This is a genomic window from Tersicoccus solisilvae, from assembly GCF_014643255.1.
Lineage (GTDB): Bacteria > Actinomycetota > Actinomycetes > Actinomycetales > Micrococcaceae > Tersicoccus > Tersicoccus solisilvae.
Genome location: NZ_BMJI01000021.1, coordinates 38,807 through 53,528 on the forward strand (window position 1 = coordinate 38,807; position 14,722 = coordinate 53,528).

A 14,722-nucleotide genomic window follows, 5' to 3' on the forward strand; every position below is an offset into this window, starting at 1 on the left:
CGAAAGGCTCCGCCGACGCTTGTGGACAACGACGCCGTCCGCCCGTACGGTGCACCGGAGCCGCGCGGCGTCGTGGTCGCCGGGTGCACGATCACGCTCGTGAGTCCGTCAGTTCTGCCCTGCGACCCCGGTCAAAGACAGGCGCGTCCGGGCGGAGGTGACGGACTCACCGGATCCAGCGGGCGGAGGTGACGGACTCACCGGATCCAGCGGGCGGAGGTGACGGACTCACCGGATCCAGCGGGCGGAGGTGACGGACTCAGCGGATCCGGCGGACGAAACCTCTACGACGCCTCCTCGATGCCGAGTTCGTTGCCCGGGATCGAGGCCAGCAGCTTCCGCGTGTACGGGTGCCGCGGGTTGACGAAGATCTCCTCGGAACTGGCCGCCTCGACCAGCTCGCCGTCCTTCATGACGCACACGTAGTCCGAGATGAGCCGCACCACCGCCAGGTCGTGGGAGATGAACAGGTAGCTCAGCCCGAACTCGCGCTGCAGGTCGCCGAGCAGCCGCAGGATCTGGTCCTGGACCAGCACGTCGAGCGCGGACACCGGCTCGTCGCACACGATCAGCTCCGGCTGCAGCGCGAGCGCCCGGGCGATCGCGACCCGCTGCCGCTGCCCGCCCGAGAGCTCCGCGGGATACCGGCTCACCATCGAGTCCGGCAGGGCGACCGCCTCGAGCAGCTCCCGCACCCGCGCCGCGCGCTCCGCCTTCGACCCGCGGTGGTACGTCGAGAGGGGCTCCTCGATGATCCGCCCGATCGTGAACATGGGGTTCAGCGACGAGTACGGGTCCTGGAAGATCGGCTGCACCCGCTGCCGGAAGTCCTTCTCCCCCGCCCGGTCGAGTGCGGTGATGTCGGTACCGTCGAACGTGATGGTGCCGCTGGTCGGCTCGATCAGCTTCAGCAGCATCCGCGCCGTCGTCGTCTTCCCGGAGCCGGACTCGCCCACGATCGCCACCGTGGAGCCCCGCGGGATCTGCAGGCTGACGTCGTGCACGGCGCGGAAGTCCTCGGCCCCGGCGCGGCCCTTGAACACCTTGGACAGGCCGGTGATCTCCACGATGGTGCCCCTGTTGTCCGGCCCGTCCGACGACGTCGCGGCGGTCGTCGGTGCCGAGGAGGAGGCCCCGGGGGCGCCGGCGCCCACCGCCGTCGAGCCGTGCGTGTATGCCGCCGGCTGCAGCCGGGCGACGCCCACCGAGGGCGCCGCCTTGACCAGCTGCTGGGTGTAGGGGTGCTGGGGGTCCTGGAGGATCTGCTGCGCCGGCCCCTGCTCCACGACCCGGCCGCGGTGCATGACGACGACGTCGGACGCGCGTTCGGCGGCGAGGCCGAGGTCGTGGGTGATGAGCAGCACCGAGGTGCCCAGCTCGTCCGTCATCGCCCCGATCTGGTCGAGGATCGTGCGCTGGACCGTGACGTCGAGGGCGCTGGTCGGCTCGTCGGCGATCAGCAGCCGCGGCCGGCACGCCAGCCCGATCGCGATCAGGGCGCGCTGCCGCATGCCGCCCGAGAACTCGTGCGGGTACTGCTTCGCCCGCTCGGCCGCGTTGGGCAGCCCCGCCGCCTCGAGCACCGCGACGACCTTCGCGTCCACGTCCTTGCGGGTGGCCAGCCCGTGCACGAGCAGCGTCTCGGCGACCTGGGTGCCGATCTTCGTCACGGGATTGAGATTGGACATCGGGTCCTGCGGGACGAGGCCGATCTGCCGGCCGCGGATGGCGCGCAGGCGTGACTCCGGCAGCCCCACGAGCTCCTGGCCGTCGAAGACGATCGACCCACCGGTCACCCGGCCGTTGCCGGGCAGCAGGCCGATCACGCTCATCGCCGTCGTCGACTTGCCGGACCCCGACTCACCCACGATCGCGAGCGTCCGGCCGGGGTGCAGGGTGAGCGACGCGCCCTGCACGGCGGCCACGGATCCGTGGGCCGTGCCGAAGCTCACCGACAGGTCCGTGACGCTGAGCAGGGGCGGGGTCGAGTCCGTGTCCGCGGTCGGCGGCACCGTGTTGTCCATGTCACCATGCTGCCTCACCGCGACGCCAAGGGGCAGCAGGCCGGCCGCCGGCGGCGTCACGGCGCACCGGGCCGGCGTGGCCGCTGGGCTACACTGGCGCCTGATCCACCGCCCACCCGCACGCGCCTGACCGGGCCGTTCGCCGGTCGGGCGCCCCGACGCGAGAGGAGGCGGACGGTGCCGCGCCCAGCACGACGACGCCGCGCGCAGGGACGCCTGGCCGTCGCCGGTGCCGCCGTGGCCGGCCTGCTGCTCGCGGGTTGCACGGGTACCCCGCCCACCCCGCCCCCGTCGACGTCCGCGTCCCCCACCGGTCCGTCGGCGTCGTTCGTGTTCGCCACCCCGGCGGCGCCCTCGAGCCTCGACCCGGCGTTGACCCGGGACGTGGAGGCGACCCGTGTCAGCCGGCAGGTGATGGAGGGACTCGTCACCGCCGATCCGAGCACCGCCGAGCCGAAACCGGCCCTGGCCCAGTCCTGGACCACGTCCGCGGACGGCCGGGCGTGGACCTTCACCCTGCGCCCGGACGTCGTCTTCCACGACGGGACCGCGTTCACCGCGGCCGCCGTGTGCGCGAACTTCCAGCGCTGGTACACCCTGCCCGTCTCGCTGCGCACCGGCCGCGCGACCCTGACCTTCAAGAACGTCTTCGGTGCCTACGCGGACCAGCCCGATCTGTCGGTCTACCGGGGCTGCACCGCGCAGGGCACCGGCAAGGTGACGCTGACCCTGAACGACCGCTTCCCCACCCTGCTCAAGGCGCTCAGCGCCCCGGCCTTCGCGATCGCGTCCCCGGCCTCGCTGACGTCGCTGGCGGCCGACCAGCTGACGCAGCGCCGCGCCGGCCGGGCGATCTCCGCGTTCGGGCAGCACCCGGTCGGCACGGGACCGTACCGGTTCGCCGCCTGGACCGGGCAGGACGTCGTGCTCACCTCGTTCGATCGCTACTGGGGCGAACGCGGGCAGATCCGGTCCCTGACGTTCCGGACCATCCGCGACCCGCTGCAGCGGTTGGCCGCGCTGAGTGCCGGCACCGTCGACGGGTTCGACGGGGTCACGCGCGATGCGTTCGCGCCGCTCGCCCAGGCCGGACAGCAGATCATCCAGCGCGACCCCTACTCGGTGGCCTATCTCGGCATCAACCAGGAGTTCGGCCCGCTCTCCGACCTCAGGGTCCGCCAGGCCATCGCCTACGCCATCGACAGGCAGACCCTGCTGCGCAACTACTTCATCGACGGGACCGATGCGGCCAACCAGTTCGTGCCGCCGCGGCTCGCGGTCACGAGCGACAACGTCCAGCGGTACGACACGGACGTCGCCCGGGCCAAGCAGCTGCTCGCCGCCTCCAGCTACCGGGGTCAGGCGATCCCGTTCTACTACCCGCGCAACGCCACCCTGCCGTGGCTGCCGGCCCCGGAGAAGGTCTACGCCGAGATCGCCCGGCAGCTGACGGTCATCGGGCTGACCATCAAACCGGTGCCGATCGCCTGGGCGGACGGGTACGCCGACGACGTCGTCACCGGCGCCGGTCACGGGCTGCACCTGCTCGGGCTCACGGGCGCGTACCGCGACCCTGACAACTTCGTCGGCCCGCTCTTCGGTGCCGCGACACCCGAACTGGGATACCGGAACGCCCAGGTGGAGACGAAGGTCGCCCGCGCCCGGACCCTGCCGGACGGCGCCGACCGCACCGCCGCCTACCAGAACATCGCCGAGCAGGTCTCCTCGGACGTCCCCGCGGTCCCGCTCGCCTTCCCCGTCTCCGCGCTCGCCGTCTCGCCCCGCGTGGCCTCCTACCCGGTCTCCTCCACCTACAACGAGGTGTTCAACGCCATCCGCCTGAACTGAGCGCGGTTCGGAGCGCTCGGTGCCAGACGGTAGTCTCGTCAAGCGAGCAATACTGCTGATGGAGGGTTGTCAATGTCCGGAGAACCAGTCACCGAGAAGGCCGACGTCGTCCTCATCGGGGCGGGCGTGATGAGCGCGACGATGGGCACCATGGTGCAGCAGCTCGAGCCCACCTGGACGATCCGGATGTTCGAGCGGCTGGATCGGGCGGGCAGCGAGAGCTCCGACCCGTGGAACAACGCCGGCACCGGTCACTCCGCCCTGTGCGAGCTGAACTACACGCCGCAGGCGAAGGACGGATCGGTCAGCGCGGACAAGGCGCTGGTCATCAACGAGCAGTTCCAGCTCTCCCGGCAGTTCTGGTCCCACCTGCTTCAGACGGGCGTGCTCGCCGACCCGAAGAGCTTCATCAACCCCGTCGCGCACATGAGCCTGGTGTTCGGCGAGGACCACGCCCGCTACCTGAAGACCCGATACGAGGCGCTCAAGCCGAACAAGCTGTTCGAGACCATCGAGCACAGCGAGGACCCCGACGTCATCGCCCAGTGGGCACCCCTGACCATGGCCGGCCGTCCCCGGGGTGAGCGGGTCGCCGCCTCCCGTGTGGTCGGCGGCACCGACGTCAACTTCGGCGAGCTGACCCGCCAGCTGACCGCGAAGCTCGCCGAGAACGGCGCCGAGGTCGCGTACGGCCACGAGGTCACCGACATCACCCGCGGCACCAACGGCCGCTGGCAGGTCTCCGTCAAGAACCGCCTGACCGGGCAGCGCACGTCGGTCGACGCCCGGTTCGTGTTCATCGGCGCCGGCGGCGGGGCCCTGCACCTGCTGCAGCGCTCCGGCATCCCCGAGGGCAAGGGCCTGGCCGGGTTCCCCGTCTCCGGTGAGTTCCTGCGCTGCACCGACCCGGCCATCGCCGACCAGCAGAACGCCAAGGTCTACGGCCAGGCCTCCGTCGGCGCCCCGCCGATGTCGGTGCCGCACCTGGACACCCGGTTCGCGGACGGCGAGCGCTCCCTGCTGTTCGGGCCGTACGCCGGGTTCTCCACAAAGTTCCTCAAGACCGGGACCTATCTGGACCTGCCGCTGTCCATCCGGACGAGCAACATCGTCCCGATGCTCGCGGTGGCCAAGGACAACATGGACCTGACGAAGTACCTCGTCACCGAGGTGCTCAAGTCCCGGTCCGCGAAGGACGACAGCCTGCGCCAGTTCTACCCCGAGGCCGATCCGGCGTCGTGGGAGCTGATCACCGCGGGCCAGCGCGTCCAGGTGATCAAGAAGGACGCCAAGCGGGGCGGCGTGCTCCAGTTCGGCACCGAGCTGGTCACCAGTTCCGACGGGTCCATCGCCGCGCTGCTGGGCGCCTCCCCGGGTGCCTCCACCGCGACGTCGATCATGATCGACCTGCTCAAGCGCTCGTTCCCGGGTTACGCGGATCGCTGGGCCTCGAAGCTGACCGAGATGATCCCCTCGTACGGCCGGAAGCTCAACGACGACCCGCAGCTCGCCGACGAGGTGCTCGAGGCCACCAACCGCGCTCTGGCGCTCGCCTGACCCACCGCCCCGGACGCCGCGCGTGCCCGGGGCTCGGCTCCGCACCGAAGGGACCACCGTGTTCCGCCTCGCCCACCTCTCGCTCGCCAACCGGGCGCTGATCGCGCTGGTCACCGTGCTCGCCTCGGTGTTCGGGGTGATCACGATGACCTCCCTGAAGCAGGAGCTCATCCCGTCGATCGAGTTCCCGCAGGTCTCGGTGATCACGTCGATGCCGGGCTCCAGTCCGGAGGTGATCGACAAGCAGGTCAGCGAGCCGCTCGAGGCCGCGCTCAACGCCGTCGAGGGCCTGGACTCGTCGACGGCGACGTCGCGCTCCGGGGTCTCGACGATCAACCTCCAGTTCGTCTACGGCACCAACCTGGACCGCGCCCGCAGCCAGGTGGACCGGGCCATCTCCAACGCCCGCCGCCAGCTGCCCGACGACGCGAACCCGCAGTCGATCACGGGCAGCATCTCCGACCTCCCGATCGTCTACCTCGCCGTCTCCTCCGACGACGAGTCGCTCAGCGCCCTGCGGCAGCGGCTGACCACGGCCGCGGTGCCCAAGCTGCAGAAGATCGACGGTGTCCGGTCCGCCGACGTCGCGGGCGGCGCCACCCAGTCCGTGCGGGTCCTGCCCGACGACGCGAAGCTCGCCCGGGCTGGGCTCTCCGTCACCGCGATCCGCGACGCCCTCCAGAACAACGGCGACCTCCTGCCGGCCGGCACGGTGCGGCAGGGCAGCCAGGCCCTGGACGTGCAGTTCGGGTCCCCCATCGCGTCGCTGGACGCCGTCCGCGCGCTGCCGGTCTCCGGCCGGGACCCGCGGGTGGTCACCATCGGCGACGTCGCGTCCGTGTCCCTGACCGACGACGCCGCGACGTCGATCACCCGCACCGACGGCGAGCCGACCCTGTCGGTCGCGGTGACGAAGAAGCCCGAGGGCGACGCCGTCAGCATCTCGCACCAGGTGCGCGACCTGCTGCCGCAGGTGCAGGCCGAGGTGGGCGGCGGCGCCCGGTTCACCACGGTCTTCGACCAGGCCCCCTTCATCGAGAAGTCGATCAAGGACCTGACCACCGAGGGCCTGCTGGGGCTCGGCTTCGCGGTGCTGGTGATCCTCGTCTTCCTGCTCTCCGTCCGCTCCACCCTGGTCACGGCCATCTCGATCCCGCTGTCGCTGCTCATCACGTTCATCGGCATGACCGGCCTGAAGTACTCGCTCAACATCCTGACCCTCGGCGCCCTGACCATCGCCATCGGCCGGGTCGTGGACGACTCGATCGTCGTGATCGAGAACATCAAGCGGCACCTCGAGTACGGGCAGGCGAAGCTGCAGGCCATCCTCGAGGCGATCCGCGAGGTCGCCGGTGCGGTCACCGCCTCGACCCTGACGACGGTCGCCGTGTTCGCGCCCATCGCCTTCGTCGGCGACCTCGCGGGCGAGCTGTTCCGCCCGTTCGCGCTCACGGTCACGATGGCGCTGCTCGCCTCTCTGCTGGTGGCCCTGACCATCGTCCCGGTGCTCGCCTACTGGTTCCTCGGGGACCGGCCGGCGCGTCGGGGCCGGGACCGCACCACCCGGGTCTCGAGTGCCGACGGGTCGACCGTCGCGGCCGCCGACGGCACCGGATCGACCGTCGCCGGCCCGCGGGAGGACCGGGGCCGCGGCGACCGGCTGCCGTGGCTGCAGCGGGCCTACCTGCCGATCCTCGGCGGCACGCAGCGCCACCCCGTCATCACCGTCGCCGCCGCCGCGCTCATCCTCGCCATCACCGCCCTGATGCTGCCGTTGATGAAGACCAACCTGCTCGGCGACAGCGGGCAGAACAGCTTCTCGATCAAGCAGTCCCTGCCGGCCGGCACCAGCCTGCAGGCCACGAGCGACGCGGCCGAGCGGGTCGAGTCGACGCTGCGCGGCATCGACGGCGTCCGCACCGTGCAGGTGAACATCGGCAACGCCAGCGGCGGCCTGTCGGCGTTCCTCACCGCCGGGGCGTCCACCGCCCAGTACACGGTCATCACGGACGAGAAGCGGAACCAGACCGACCTGCGGGAGACCGTCCGGCGGGCCGTGACGGGGCTGCCCGACGTCGGCACCGTCACCCTGTCGACCCAGAGCGGCGGCTTCGGCACCAGCAGCACCGTGAACGTCACGGTCACCGCGCCCACGTCGGACCTGTTGGCGAAGGCCAACGACGTCGTCGTGCGCGGGCTCACCGGGGTGCAGGACGCACGGGACGTCTCCAGCAACCTGGCCGCGAACCAGCCGGTCGTCCAGGTGCGGGTCGACCGGGCCGCCGCGGCCCGCCTCGGCGTCAACGAGAACGCCCTGGCCGGCATCCTCGCCGCCCGGCTCTCCCCGATCCCCGGCGGTACCGTGCGGCTGAACGACACGGACTACCAGGTCAAGATCGGCGATCCGCCAGCGCTGACGAGCGTCGCCACGCTGCGGAACCTGCCGATCCCGGCCGGCCCCACCACCGTCCCGCTCAGCCGGCTCGCGGACGTCAGCCAGGAGCAGGTGGCCACCAGCATCACCGTCTCCTCCGGTCAGCGCACCGCGGTCGTCTCCGTCACCCCGGCGGGCACGGATCTCGGCGCGGTCAGCCGCAGCGTGCAGGACCGGCTGGCGACCCTCGACCTGCCCACCGGCGCCGAGGCGGCCATCGGCGGTGCCGCGGTGCAGCAGGCCAGTTCGTTCCAGCAGCTCGGGCTCGCGCTGCTGGCGGCCATCGCGATCGTCTACGTCATCATGGTCGCCACGTTCAAGTCCCTCGCCCAGCCGCTGATCCTGCTCGTCTCCGTGCCGTTCGCCGCCACCGGGGCGATCGGGCTGCTCGTGGCGACGCAGATCCCGCTGGGCCTGGCCTCCCTCGTCGGGCTGCTGATGCTCGTCGGCATCGTCGTCACCAACGCCATCGTGCTGATCGACCTGATCAACCAGTACCGCCGGCCCGGGCCGGACCGCCCGGCGATGAGTCTCGCGGACGCCATCACCACCGGCGCCCGACGGCGGCTGCGGCCGATCCTGATGACGGCGCTGGCCACCATCTTCGCGCTGATCCCGATGGCGCTCGGGCTCACCGGCGGCGGCGGGTTCATCTCCCAGCCCCTCGCCGTCGTCGTCATCGGCGGGCTGATCTCCTCGACCGCCCTGACCCTGATCCTCGTGCCGGTGCTGTACCGGCTGCTCGAGGGCTGGCGCGAACGCCGGGCCGCGCGGCGCGGGCAGCCGGCCGGCGCGGAGGAGCCCCACCGCATCACCGGCGCCGGCTCCGCGGCGGGCGCGGGGCTGCTCGCCCCGGCGGGCGCGGCGGCCTCGAACGGACATCGGGGACGCCATGCCGCCGACTGACGGGACCGCGCGGCCGACGCCGGACGGCGACCCGTCCCCGTCCGGGCGTTCCGACCTGCGCACCTCCGTGGTGGCGTGGGAGTCGTTGTTCCGCGCGCAGGTGGAGGTGATGCGGCACCTGCTGGCCGACGACGCGTTCGCCACGCTGACCATGCGGGAGTACGACGTCCTGTTCAACCTGTCCCGGTGCGACGGCTGGATCCGGCAGCACGAGCTGAACGCCCACCTGCTGATGAGCCAGCCGAGCCTGAGCCGCATGCTCGACCGGCTGGACGACCGCGGTCTGGTGGAACGCCGCCGCGCCGCCGACGACGCCCGCGGCGTCCAGATCCGGCTCACCCCGGCGGGCACCGCGATGCAGCGCCAGGTGGGCCGCGTCCACGTGCGCACCATCGAACGGCTGTTCGCCGCCGCCCTCTCCCGGGAGGAGATGGAGGCCCTCGCCGCCCTCACCGACCGGCTGCGCGCGGGCCTGCCGCCGCTGGGCTGACTCCCGGCCGCCTCAGCCGATGACGACGTCGGCGGCGCCGGTGTCCGCCGGCCAGTCGCCGTCGGCGGTGGCCGTGACCGCGAGCTGCCCGAAGGTGAACGGGCCGTCGATCGCGGTGAGGAAGGCCGTGTCCGCCGCGTCCCGGCCGGTCGAGATGCGCACGACCTGGTGGCGCTGCGCCATCCGCGTCGCGTCCAGCAGGTACCAGGACCCGTCCACGAACGCCTCGGCCACGGCGTGGAAGTCCATCGGCGTCAGCCCGGGCGCGTAGACGGCCACCAGCCGGGCCGGCACGTTGCGGGCCCGCAGCAGGGCGATCGCCAGGTGCGCGAAGTCCCGGCACACGCCCCGGCGGCTGAGCAGCGTCGACACCGCGCCGTCGGTGGGTCGGCTCCAGCCGGAGACGTAGGCGAGTTCGCGGTGCACGAACCGGGTGACGGCGTCGAGCAGCTCCGTGCCGCGCAGCTGCGCGAACTCGGCCACCGCGGTCGGCATCAGCGTGTCCGACTCGCAGTACCGGCTCGGTCGCAGGTACTCGATCAGCTCGAGTTCCCGGACCGGCTCGACGGTGGACCGGCCCTCGATCCGCGCCCGGTAGTCGAGGACGACCTCGCCCGAGTCCGGTGCCGTGACCGTGTGCAGGCGGCCCCCGTGGCTCTCGCGGATCTCGGTGACGTCGAGCTGCCGGCCGTCCACCGTGATCCGCAGGTCCTCCTCGAACCGGTCGTAGCCGGCATTGTCGACGGCGGCGACGGCGAACACAAGTCGCGTGCCGTCACCGACCTGGCCGGTGATGTGAGCGGACACCTCGCGTGTCATGGAACCTCCGGTGGGTCGTCAGCAGGGTGATCAGTGTGTACTAGCCTGAGACAACGATCTCACTGCCCGGGTGATCGCGGTTGCGCGGTCTCCCTCGACGGACCAGGAGCGACCATGGCGACCACCACCCCGACCGACGACGACGCGCAGACCGCGCGCGGCAGGGCGAATGCGCCTGATCCGGAGGACGACCGCAAACCCGACTCTCCCACGGACGTCGCCAAGCCGTCGTGGGGGTACGTGTTCAAGCGGACCCTGAGCGAGTTCTCCAAGGACAAGTGCACCGATCTGGCGGCCGGCCTGACGTACTTCGCCGTCCTGGCCCTGTTTCCGGCCATCCTGGCCGTCGTGTCGTTGCTCGGCGTCGTCGGGCAGGCCGAGGCGACGACGAACGCCATGCTGGACCTGGTCCGGCCGTACCTCAGCAACGAGGCCATCACGCCGGCCCAGGACATCCTCAAGGAGCTGACCGGTTCCACGGGTGCGGGGATCACGCTCGTCGTCGGTATTCTCGGCGCGCTCTGGTCCGCCTCCGGGTACGTCGGCGGCTTCAGCCGCGCGATGAACCGGATCTACGAGATCGACGAGGGCCGCCCGATCTGGAAGCTCCGTCCGATGATGCTGCTGGTGACGCTGATCCTCGTCGTCATCGTCGCCGCCGCCGGGCTGATGCTGGTCGTCTCCGGCCCCATCGCCGAGCGCATCGGCGACGTGATCGGCCTGGGCGGCACGGCCGTGACGGTCTGGAACATCGCCAAGATCCCCGTGATGCTCGTCCTCGTCATGCTGGCGGTCGCGGTGCTCTACTGGGCCACCCCGAACGTCAAGCCGCCGAAGTTCCGCTGGGTCTCCGGCGGCGCGATCATCGCCGTCGTCGTGCTCATCATCGCGACGCTGCTCTTCGTGTTCTACGTGAGCAACTTCGGCAACTACAACAAGACCTACGGGTCCATCGCCGGCGTCATCATCTTCCTGCTGTGGATCTGGATCGCGAACATCTCGCTGCTCTTCGGCGCCGAGTTCGACGCCGAGCTGGAACGCGGCCGGCAGCTGCAGGCCGGCATCGTCGCGGAGGAGACCATCCAGCTCCCGCCGCGGGACACCAAGCAGTCCGACAAGGTGGCCGCCAAGACGGAGAACCTGGTCGAACAGGGCCGCGAGCTGCGCGAGGAGAGCGAGCAGAACGGCGCACCCGGCGCGGCGGCGGGCGCGCGGTCCGGAAAGGATTCCGACGCGGGCACGGGCTCGGGCAAGGGTGGCCGGGACTCGGGCAAGCACGGCAAGGGCGACCGGGATGCCGACGAGAAGCCCGGCGCGACGGTCGTCCCGGACGCGGTGCTCAAGCACCAGCCCGGCAGCCACCAGTACGGCACCCGGCGCGAGGACGTCTGACCCACCGACCCGTCGGCGTCGATGGGAGGGCCCGGTGACCGCCACGCGGTCGCCGGGCCCTCTCGTCGTCCGTCGTCCGTCGTCCGTCGTCCGTCGTCCGTCAGCCGGCGGTGGCGACGGCGGCAAGACGGGCCGCCCGCCCGGCCTCGACCGGCGAGGTGAGCACCACGACCGTCGTCGAACGCAGCAGCAGCCCGGTGGCCTGCATCGATTCGATGACGCGCTGCAGGTCGGGGTTGTCCCGGGCGACCACGCGCACCATCAGGTCGCTCGGGCCGGTGACGAGGTGGATGGACTGCACCTCGTCGATGGCGCTGAGCGCCTCCACCGCCTGCGCGTTCGAGCCCTGCCGCACGCTCAGGGAACACCACGCGCTGACCGGGAAGCCGAAGGCCGCCGGATTCAGCGTCGGCGCCCAGCCGGCGATGACCCCCTCGGCCTCCAGCCGGGCGAGCCTGGCCTGCAGCGTGCCGCGCGCGACGCCGAGCCGGCGGGCGGCCTCGAGCACCGACACGCGTGGTTCGGCGGTGAACAGCGTGATGATTCGACCGTCCAGTGCGTCCATGTCCTGACTCCAGTGCCCCGAGATGACAACGCGACGACCGGATCGCCGCCGCACTGGTCGAACTGTACAGCGCAAACCCGCACAGAGGCGCGATTAGTGCTCATCCTGTTCATCCAGGTGCGCACGAATGGCACACCGGACGGCGGCGTGACTAGGATCACGTGCCGGGTGCTGCGCCGACCGCGCGCACGCGCCGACACCCACGACCGCACGGCACTCCCGCCGCTCAGGAGACCGCATGAGCACCACCCGCCCGACCGCCCCCGTCTCGCACGCCGACCCCGCGGCCGCCCCGCGTCGTCCCGCCCCGTCGCCGACCCGGTCGACCCACCTGGGCCGGTCGATGAAACCGCGACAACTGATCATGATGAGCCTGGGCAGCGCCATCGGCGCGGGCCTGTTCGTCGGCACGGGCGCCGGCATCGCCGTGGCCGGCCCGGCCGTGCTGATCTCCTTCGCCCTCGCGGGCCTGCTCGTCATCCTCGTGATGCGCATGCTCGGCGAGATGGCCGCCGCCCACCCGTCCAGCGGGGCGTTCTCGGTCTTCGCGCACCGCGCGATGGGTCCGGTCGCCGGCGCGACGGTGGGCTGGATGTGGTGGGTCCAGCTGGTCGTCGTCATCGCGGCCGAGGCCACCGCCGCCGCGGCCCTGCTGACCACCCTGGTGCCGGCCGTGCCGCAGTGGGTGCTGGCGCTGGCGTTCATGGTCCTCTTCACGGCCGTCAATCTCACCGGTGTCGCGCGCTTCGGCGAGTTCGAGTTCTGGTTCGCGGTGCTCAAGGTCGCCGCGATCGTCGTGTTCCTCGCCCTCGGCCTGGCCCTGATGGCCGGCGTCGTGCCCGGCGTGCCCGCGCCCGGGCTGAGCAATCTGCTGGGCCACGGCGGCTTCGCTCCCCAGGGACTGGCCGGCGTCGCGGCCGGCCTGCTCGTCGTCATCTTCGCGTTCGGCGGCACCGAGATCGTCACCGTGGCGGCGGCCGAGACGGCGGAGCCTCGGCGCAACGTCGCCCGCGCGATCCGCACGGTGCTGTGGCGGATCCTCGTCTTCTACATCGGCTCGGTGTTCGTCATGGTCACCGTGCTGCCGTGGGACTCACCGCTGCTCGCCGCCACCCCGTTCGTCGCGGTGCTCGAGCTCGCCGGGGTGGGCTGGGCCACGACCGCCATGACGATCGTCATCGTGATCGCCCTGCTCTCGGCCCTGAACGCCAACCTCTACGGCGCCTCGCGGATGATCTTCTCCCTGTCCAGCCGGGGCCAGGCCGGCGCGGTGTTCGGCCGGGTCAACGCCCACCGGGTGCCCGTGCCCGCGGTGCTCGCGTCGGTCGCCTTCGGCTTCCTCGCCGTCCTCGCCAACTACCTGTGGCCCGAGACGGTGCTGAACGTCCTGCTCAACCTGGTCGGCGCCACCATCCTGGTGATCTGGGGCTCGTCGATCGCCTCGCACGTCATCCTGCGCCGCCGCGCCGAGCGGGAGGGGACCGACCTGCCGCTGCGGATGTGGGCGTGGCCCTGGCTCACCGGCCTCGCCTGCGTCCTCTTCGCCGGCATCGTCGTGCTGGCCCTGCTCGATCCCGCCGCCCGCCTCCAGCTCCTCGCGACCGCCGGGCTGACGGCCGCCATCGCGCTCGGCTGCTGGGCGTGGAACCGGCGGCAGACCGCTCACGGCCGCGCCGTCACGGTTCCGGACGCGGTGGACGACGGGGACCGGTCCGCCGCTGGCCGGGCATGATGGAGGCATGAGCGATTCCCACCAGCCCGCCACGGAGCACGTCCTGAACCACGAGGTGGTCGAGGGGGTCGACGCCCGGCTGCACGTCGAACGCTTCTCACCGGAGACCTCGGTCGCGGCGGACAGCCCTCCGGTGCTGCTCCTCCACGGCTTCGCGTCGTCGTCGGAGCTGAACTGGGAGCGACCGGGCTGGGTCCGGGAGTTGACGCGGGCGGGTCGCACGGTGCTCACCGTGGATCTGCCCGGGCACGGCCGGTCCGGCGTCGCCCCGGTCGAGGCGTGCCTACCGTCCCGGATCCGCGCCGACCTGCTCCAGATCCTCGCCCAGGAGAACGTCCGCCCGATCGGGCCCGACGGCGGCGGTGCCGATCTGATCGGCTACTCGTTCGGCGCCCGGCTGGCGTGGGAACTGGCCGCGGCCCAGCCCGAACTCGTGCGCCGGATCGTGCTCGGCGGGGCCGCGGCCAACGACCGCTTCGTCGCCTTCGACCTGGCCAGCGCCCGCGCGCACCTGGCCTCCGGCACCGGCATCGCGCACGACGAGACGCGGATGTTCCTCTCCATGGCCCAGGCGGCCGGCAACCCCATGGATCCGATCCTCGCGTTCATCCACGCCGCCCAGCAGGAGCCGTACCACCCGGAGACGATGGTGCCTCGCCAGCCCGTGCTCCTGGTCGCGGGCGAGAACGACGAGCTCGCGGCCGGCATGGGCGACCTCGTGACCCTGCTCGAGGACGCCGGCGGTCACCCCGAGACCCTGCGGATCCCCGGCCGGGATCACCTCACCGCCGTCACCAGCCGGGCCTTCAAGGACGCGGCGACGGCGTTCCTCGCCTGACCTCCGTTTCTTCGTGCCAGGTCGTCAATAGATGTGATGTCCAGGGAGGTTGTTCAGTCGGGTGATGGGTGGTTGGCCTCCGGTTGCGGTGTGGGGTCGATGGTGATTGTAGAAGTG

General features: G+C 71.7%; 10 protein-coding genes. 7 read left to right on the forward strand and 3 right to left on the reverse strand.

All coding sequences use genetic code 11. The features are described from left to right. Positions 1 to 284: 284 nt before the first annotated feature. Positions 285 to 2,024 (reverse strand): ABC transporter ATP-binding protein, encoded by a 1,740-nt coding sequence (locus tag IEX22_RS13390; RefSeq protein WP_188668901.1) that lies wholly within the window; start codon positions 2,022 to 2,024, stop codon positions 285 to 287. Between the two features lie 177 nt (positions 2,025 to 2,201). Here IEX22_RS13390 and IEX22_RS13395 point away from each other — a divergent pair, with 177 nt between their 5' ends. The 4 genes from IEX22_RS13395 to IEX22_RS13410 all read left to right on the forward strand — a co-directional run bounded on the left by IEX22_RS13395 (position 2,202) and on the right by IEX22_RS13410 (position 9,259). Next, positions 2,202 to 3,872 (forward strand): ABC transporter substrate-binding protein, encoded by a 1,671-nt coding sequence (locus tag IEX22_RS13395; RefSeq protein WP_229660037.1) that lies wholly within the window; start codon positions 2,202 to 2,204, stop codon positions 3,870 to 3,872. Between the two features lie 72 nt (positions 3,873 to 3,944). Further along, entirely contained in the window at positions 3,945 to 5,429 is a 1,485-nt protein-coding gene (locus IEX22_RS13400) for a malate:quinone oxidoreductase (RefSeq protein WP_188668903.1), read from the forward strand. A gap of 58 nt (positions 5,430 to 5,487) precedes the next feature. Beyond that, positions 5,488 to 8,769 (forward strand): efflux RND transporter permease subunit, encoded by a 3,282-nt coding sequence (locus IEX22_RS13405; RefSeq protein ID WP_188668904.1) that lies wholly within the window; start codon positions 5,488 to 5,490, stop codon positions 8,767 to 8,769. Further along, positions 8,756 to 9,259, forward strand: coding sequence for a MarR family winged helix-turn-helix transcriptional regulator (locus IEX22_RS13410; protein WP_188668905.1), 504 nt, complete (start codon positions 8,756 to 8,758; stop codon positions 9,257 to 9,259). Before IEX22_RS13405 ends, IEX22_RS13410 begins: the two co-directional genes overlap by 14 nt. 12 nt (positions 9,260 to 9,271) lie before the next feature. On the opposite strand, the gene IEX22_RS13415 is transcribed toward IEX22_RS13410, so the two are convergent. Continuing rightward, positions 9,272 to 10,078 carry a transglutaminase-like domain-containing protein gene (locus IEX22_RS13415; RefSeq protein WP_188668906.1) on the reverse strand — a complete coding sequence of 269 codons (807 nt, stop codon included), beginning with the start codon at positions 10,076 to 10,078 and terminating at the stop codon, positions 9,272 to 9,274. Positions 10,079 to 10,192: 114 nt separating this feature from the next. On the opposite strand from IEX22_RS13415, the gene IEX22_RS13420 reads away from it, so the two are divergent. Next, entirely contained in the window at positions 10,193 to 11,470 is a 1,278-nt protein-coding gene (locus IEX22_RS13420; protein ID WP_229660038.1) for a YihY/virulence factor BrkB family protein, read from the forward strand. Between the two features lie 100 nt (positions 11,471 to 11,570). On the opposite strand, the gene IEX22_RS13425 is transcribed toward IEX22_RS13420, so the two are convergent. Beyond that, a complete protein-coding gene (locus tag IEX22_RS13425; protein WP_188668907.1) occupies positions 11,571 to 12,035 on the reverse strand; it encodes an Lrp/AsnC family transcriptional regulator in 465 nt (154 codons plus the stop codon). 238 nt (positions 12,036 to 12,273) lie between these two features. On the opposite strand from IEX22_RS13425, the gene IEX22_RS13430 reads away from it, so the two are divergent. Continuing rightward, complete coding sequence (locus IEX22_RS13430; RefSeq protein ID WP_188668908.1) at positions 12,274 to 13,767, forward strand: amino acid permease; 1,494 nt, start codon at positions 12,274 to 12,276, stop codon at positions 13,765 to 13,767. Between the two features lie 7 nt (positions 13,768 to 13,774). Next, positions 13,775 to 14,605 carry an alpha/beta fold hydrolase gene (locus tag IEX22_RS13435; RefSeq protein WP_188668909.1) on the forward strand — a complete coding sequence of 277 codons (831 nt, stop codon included), beginning with the start codon at positions 13,775 to 13,777 and terminating at the stop codon, positions 14,603 to 14,605. Positions 14,606 to 14,722: the final 117 nt, after the last annotated feature.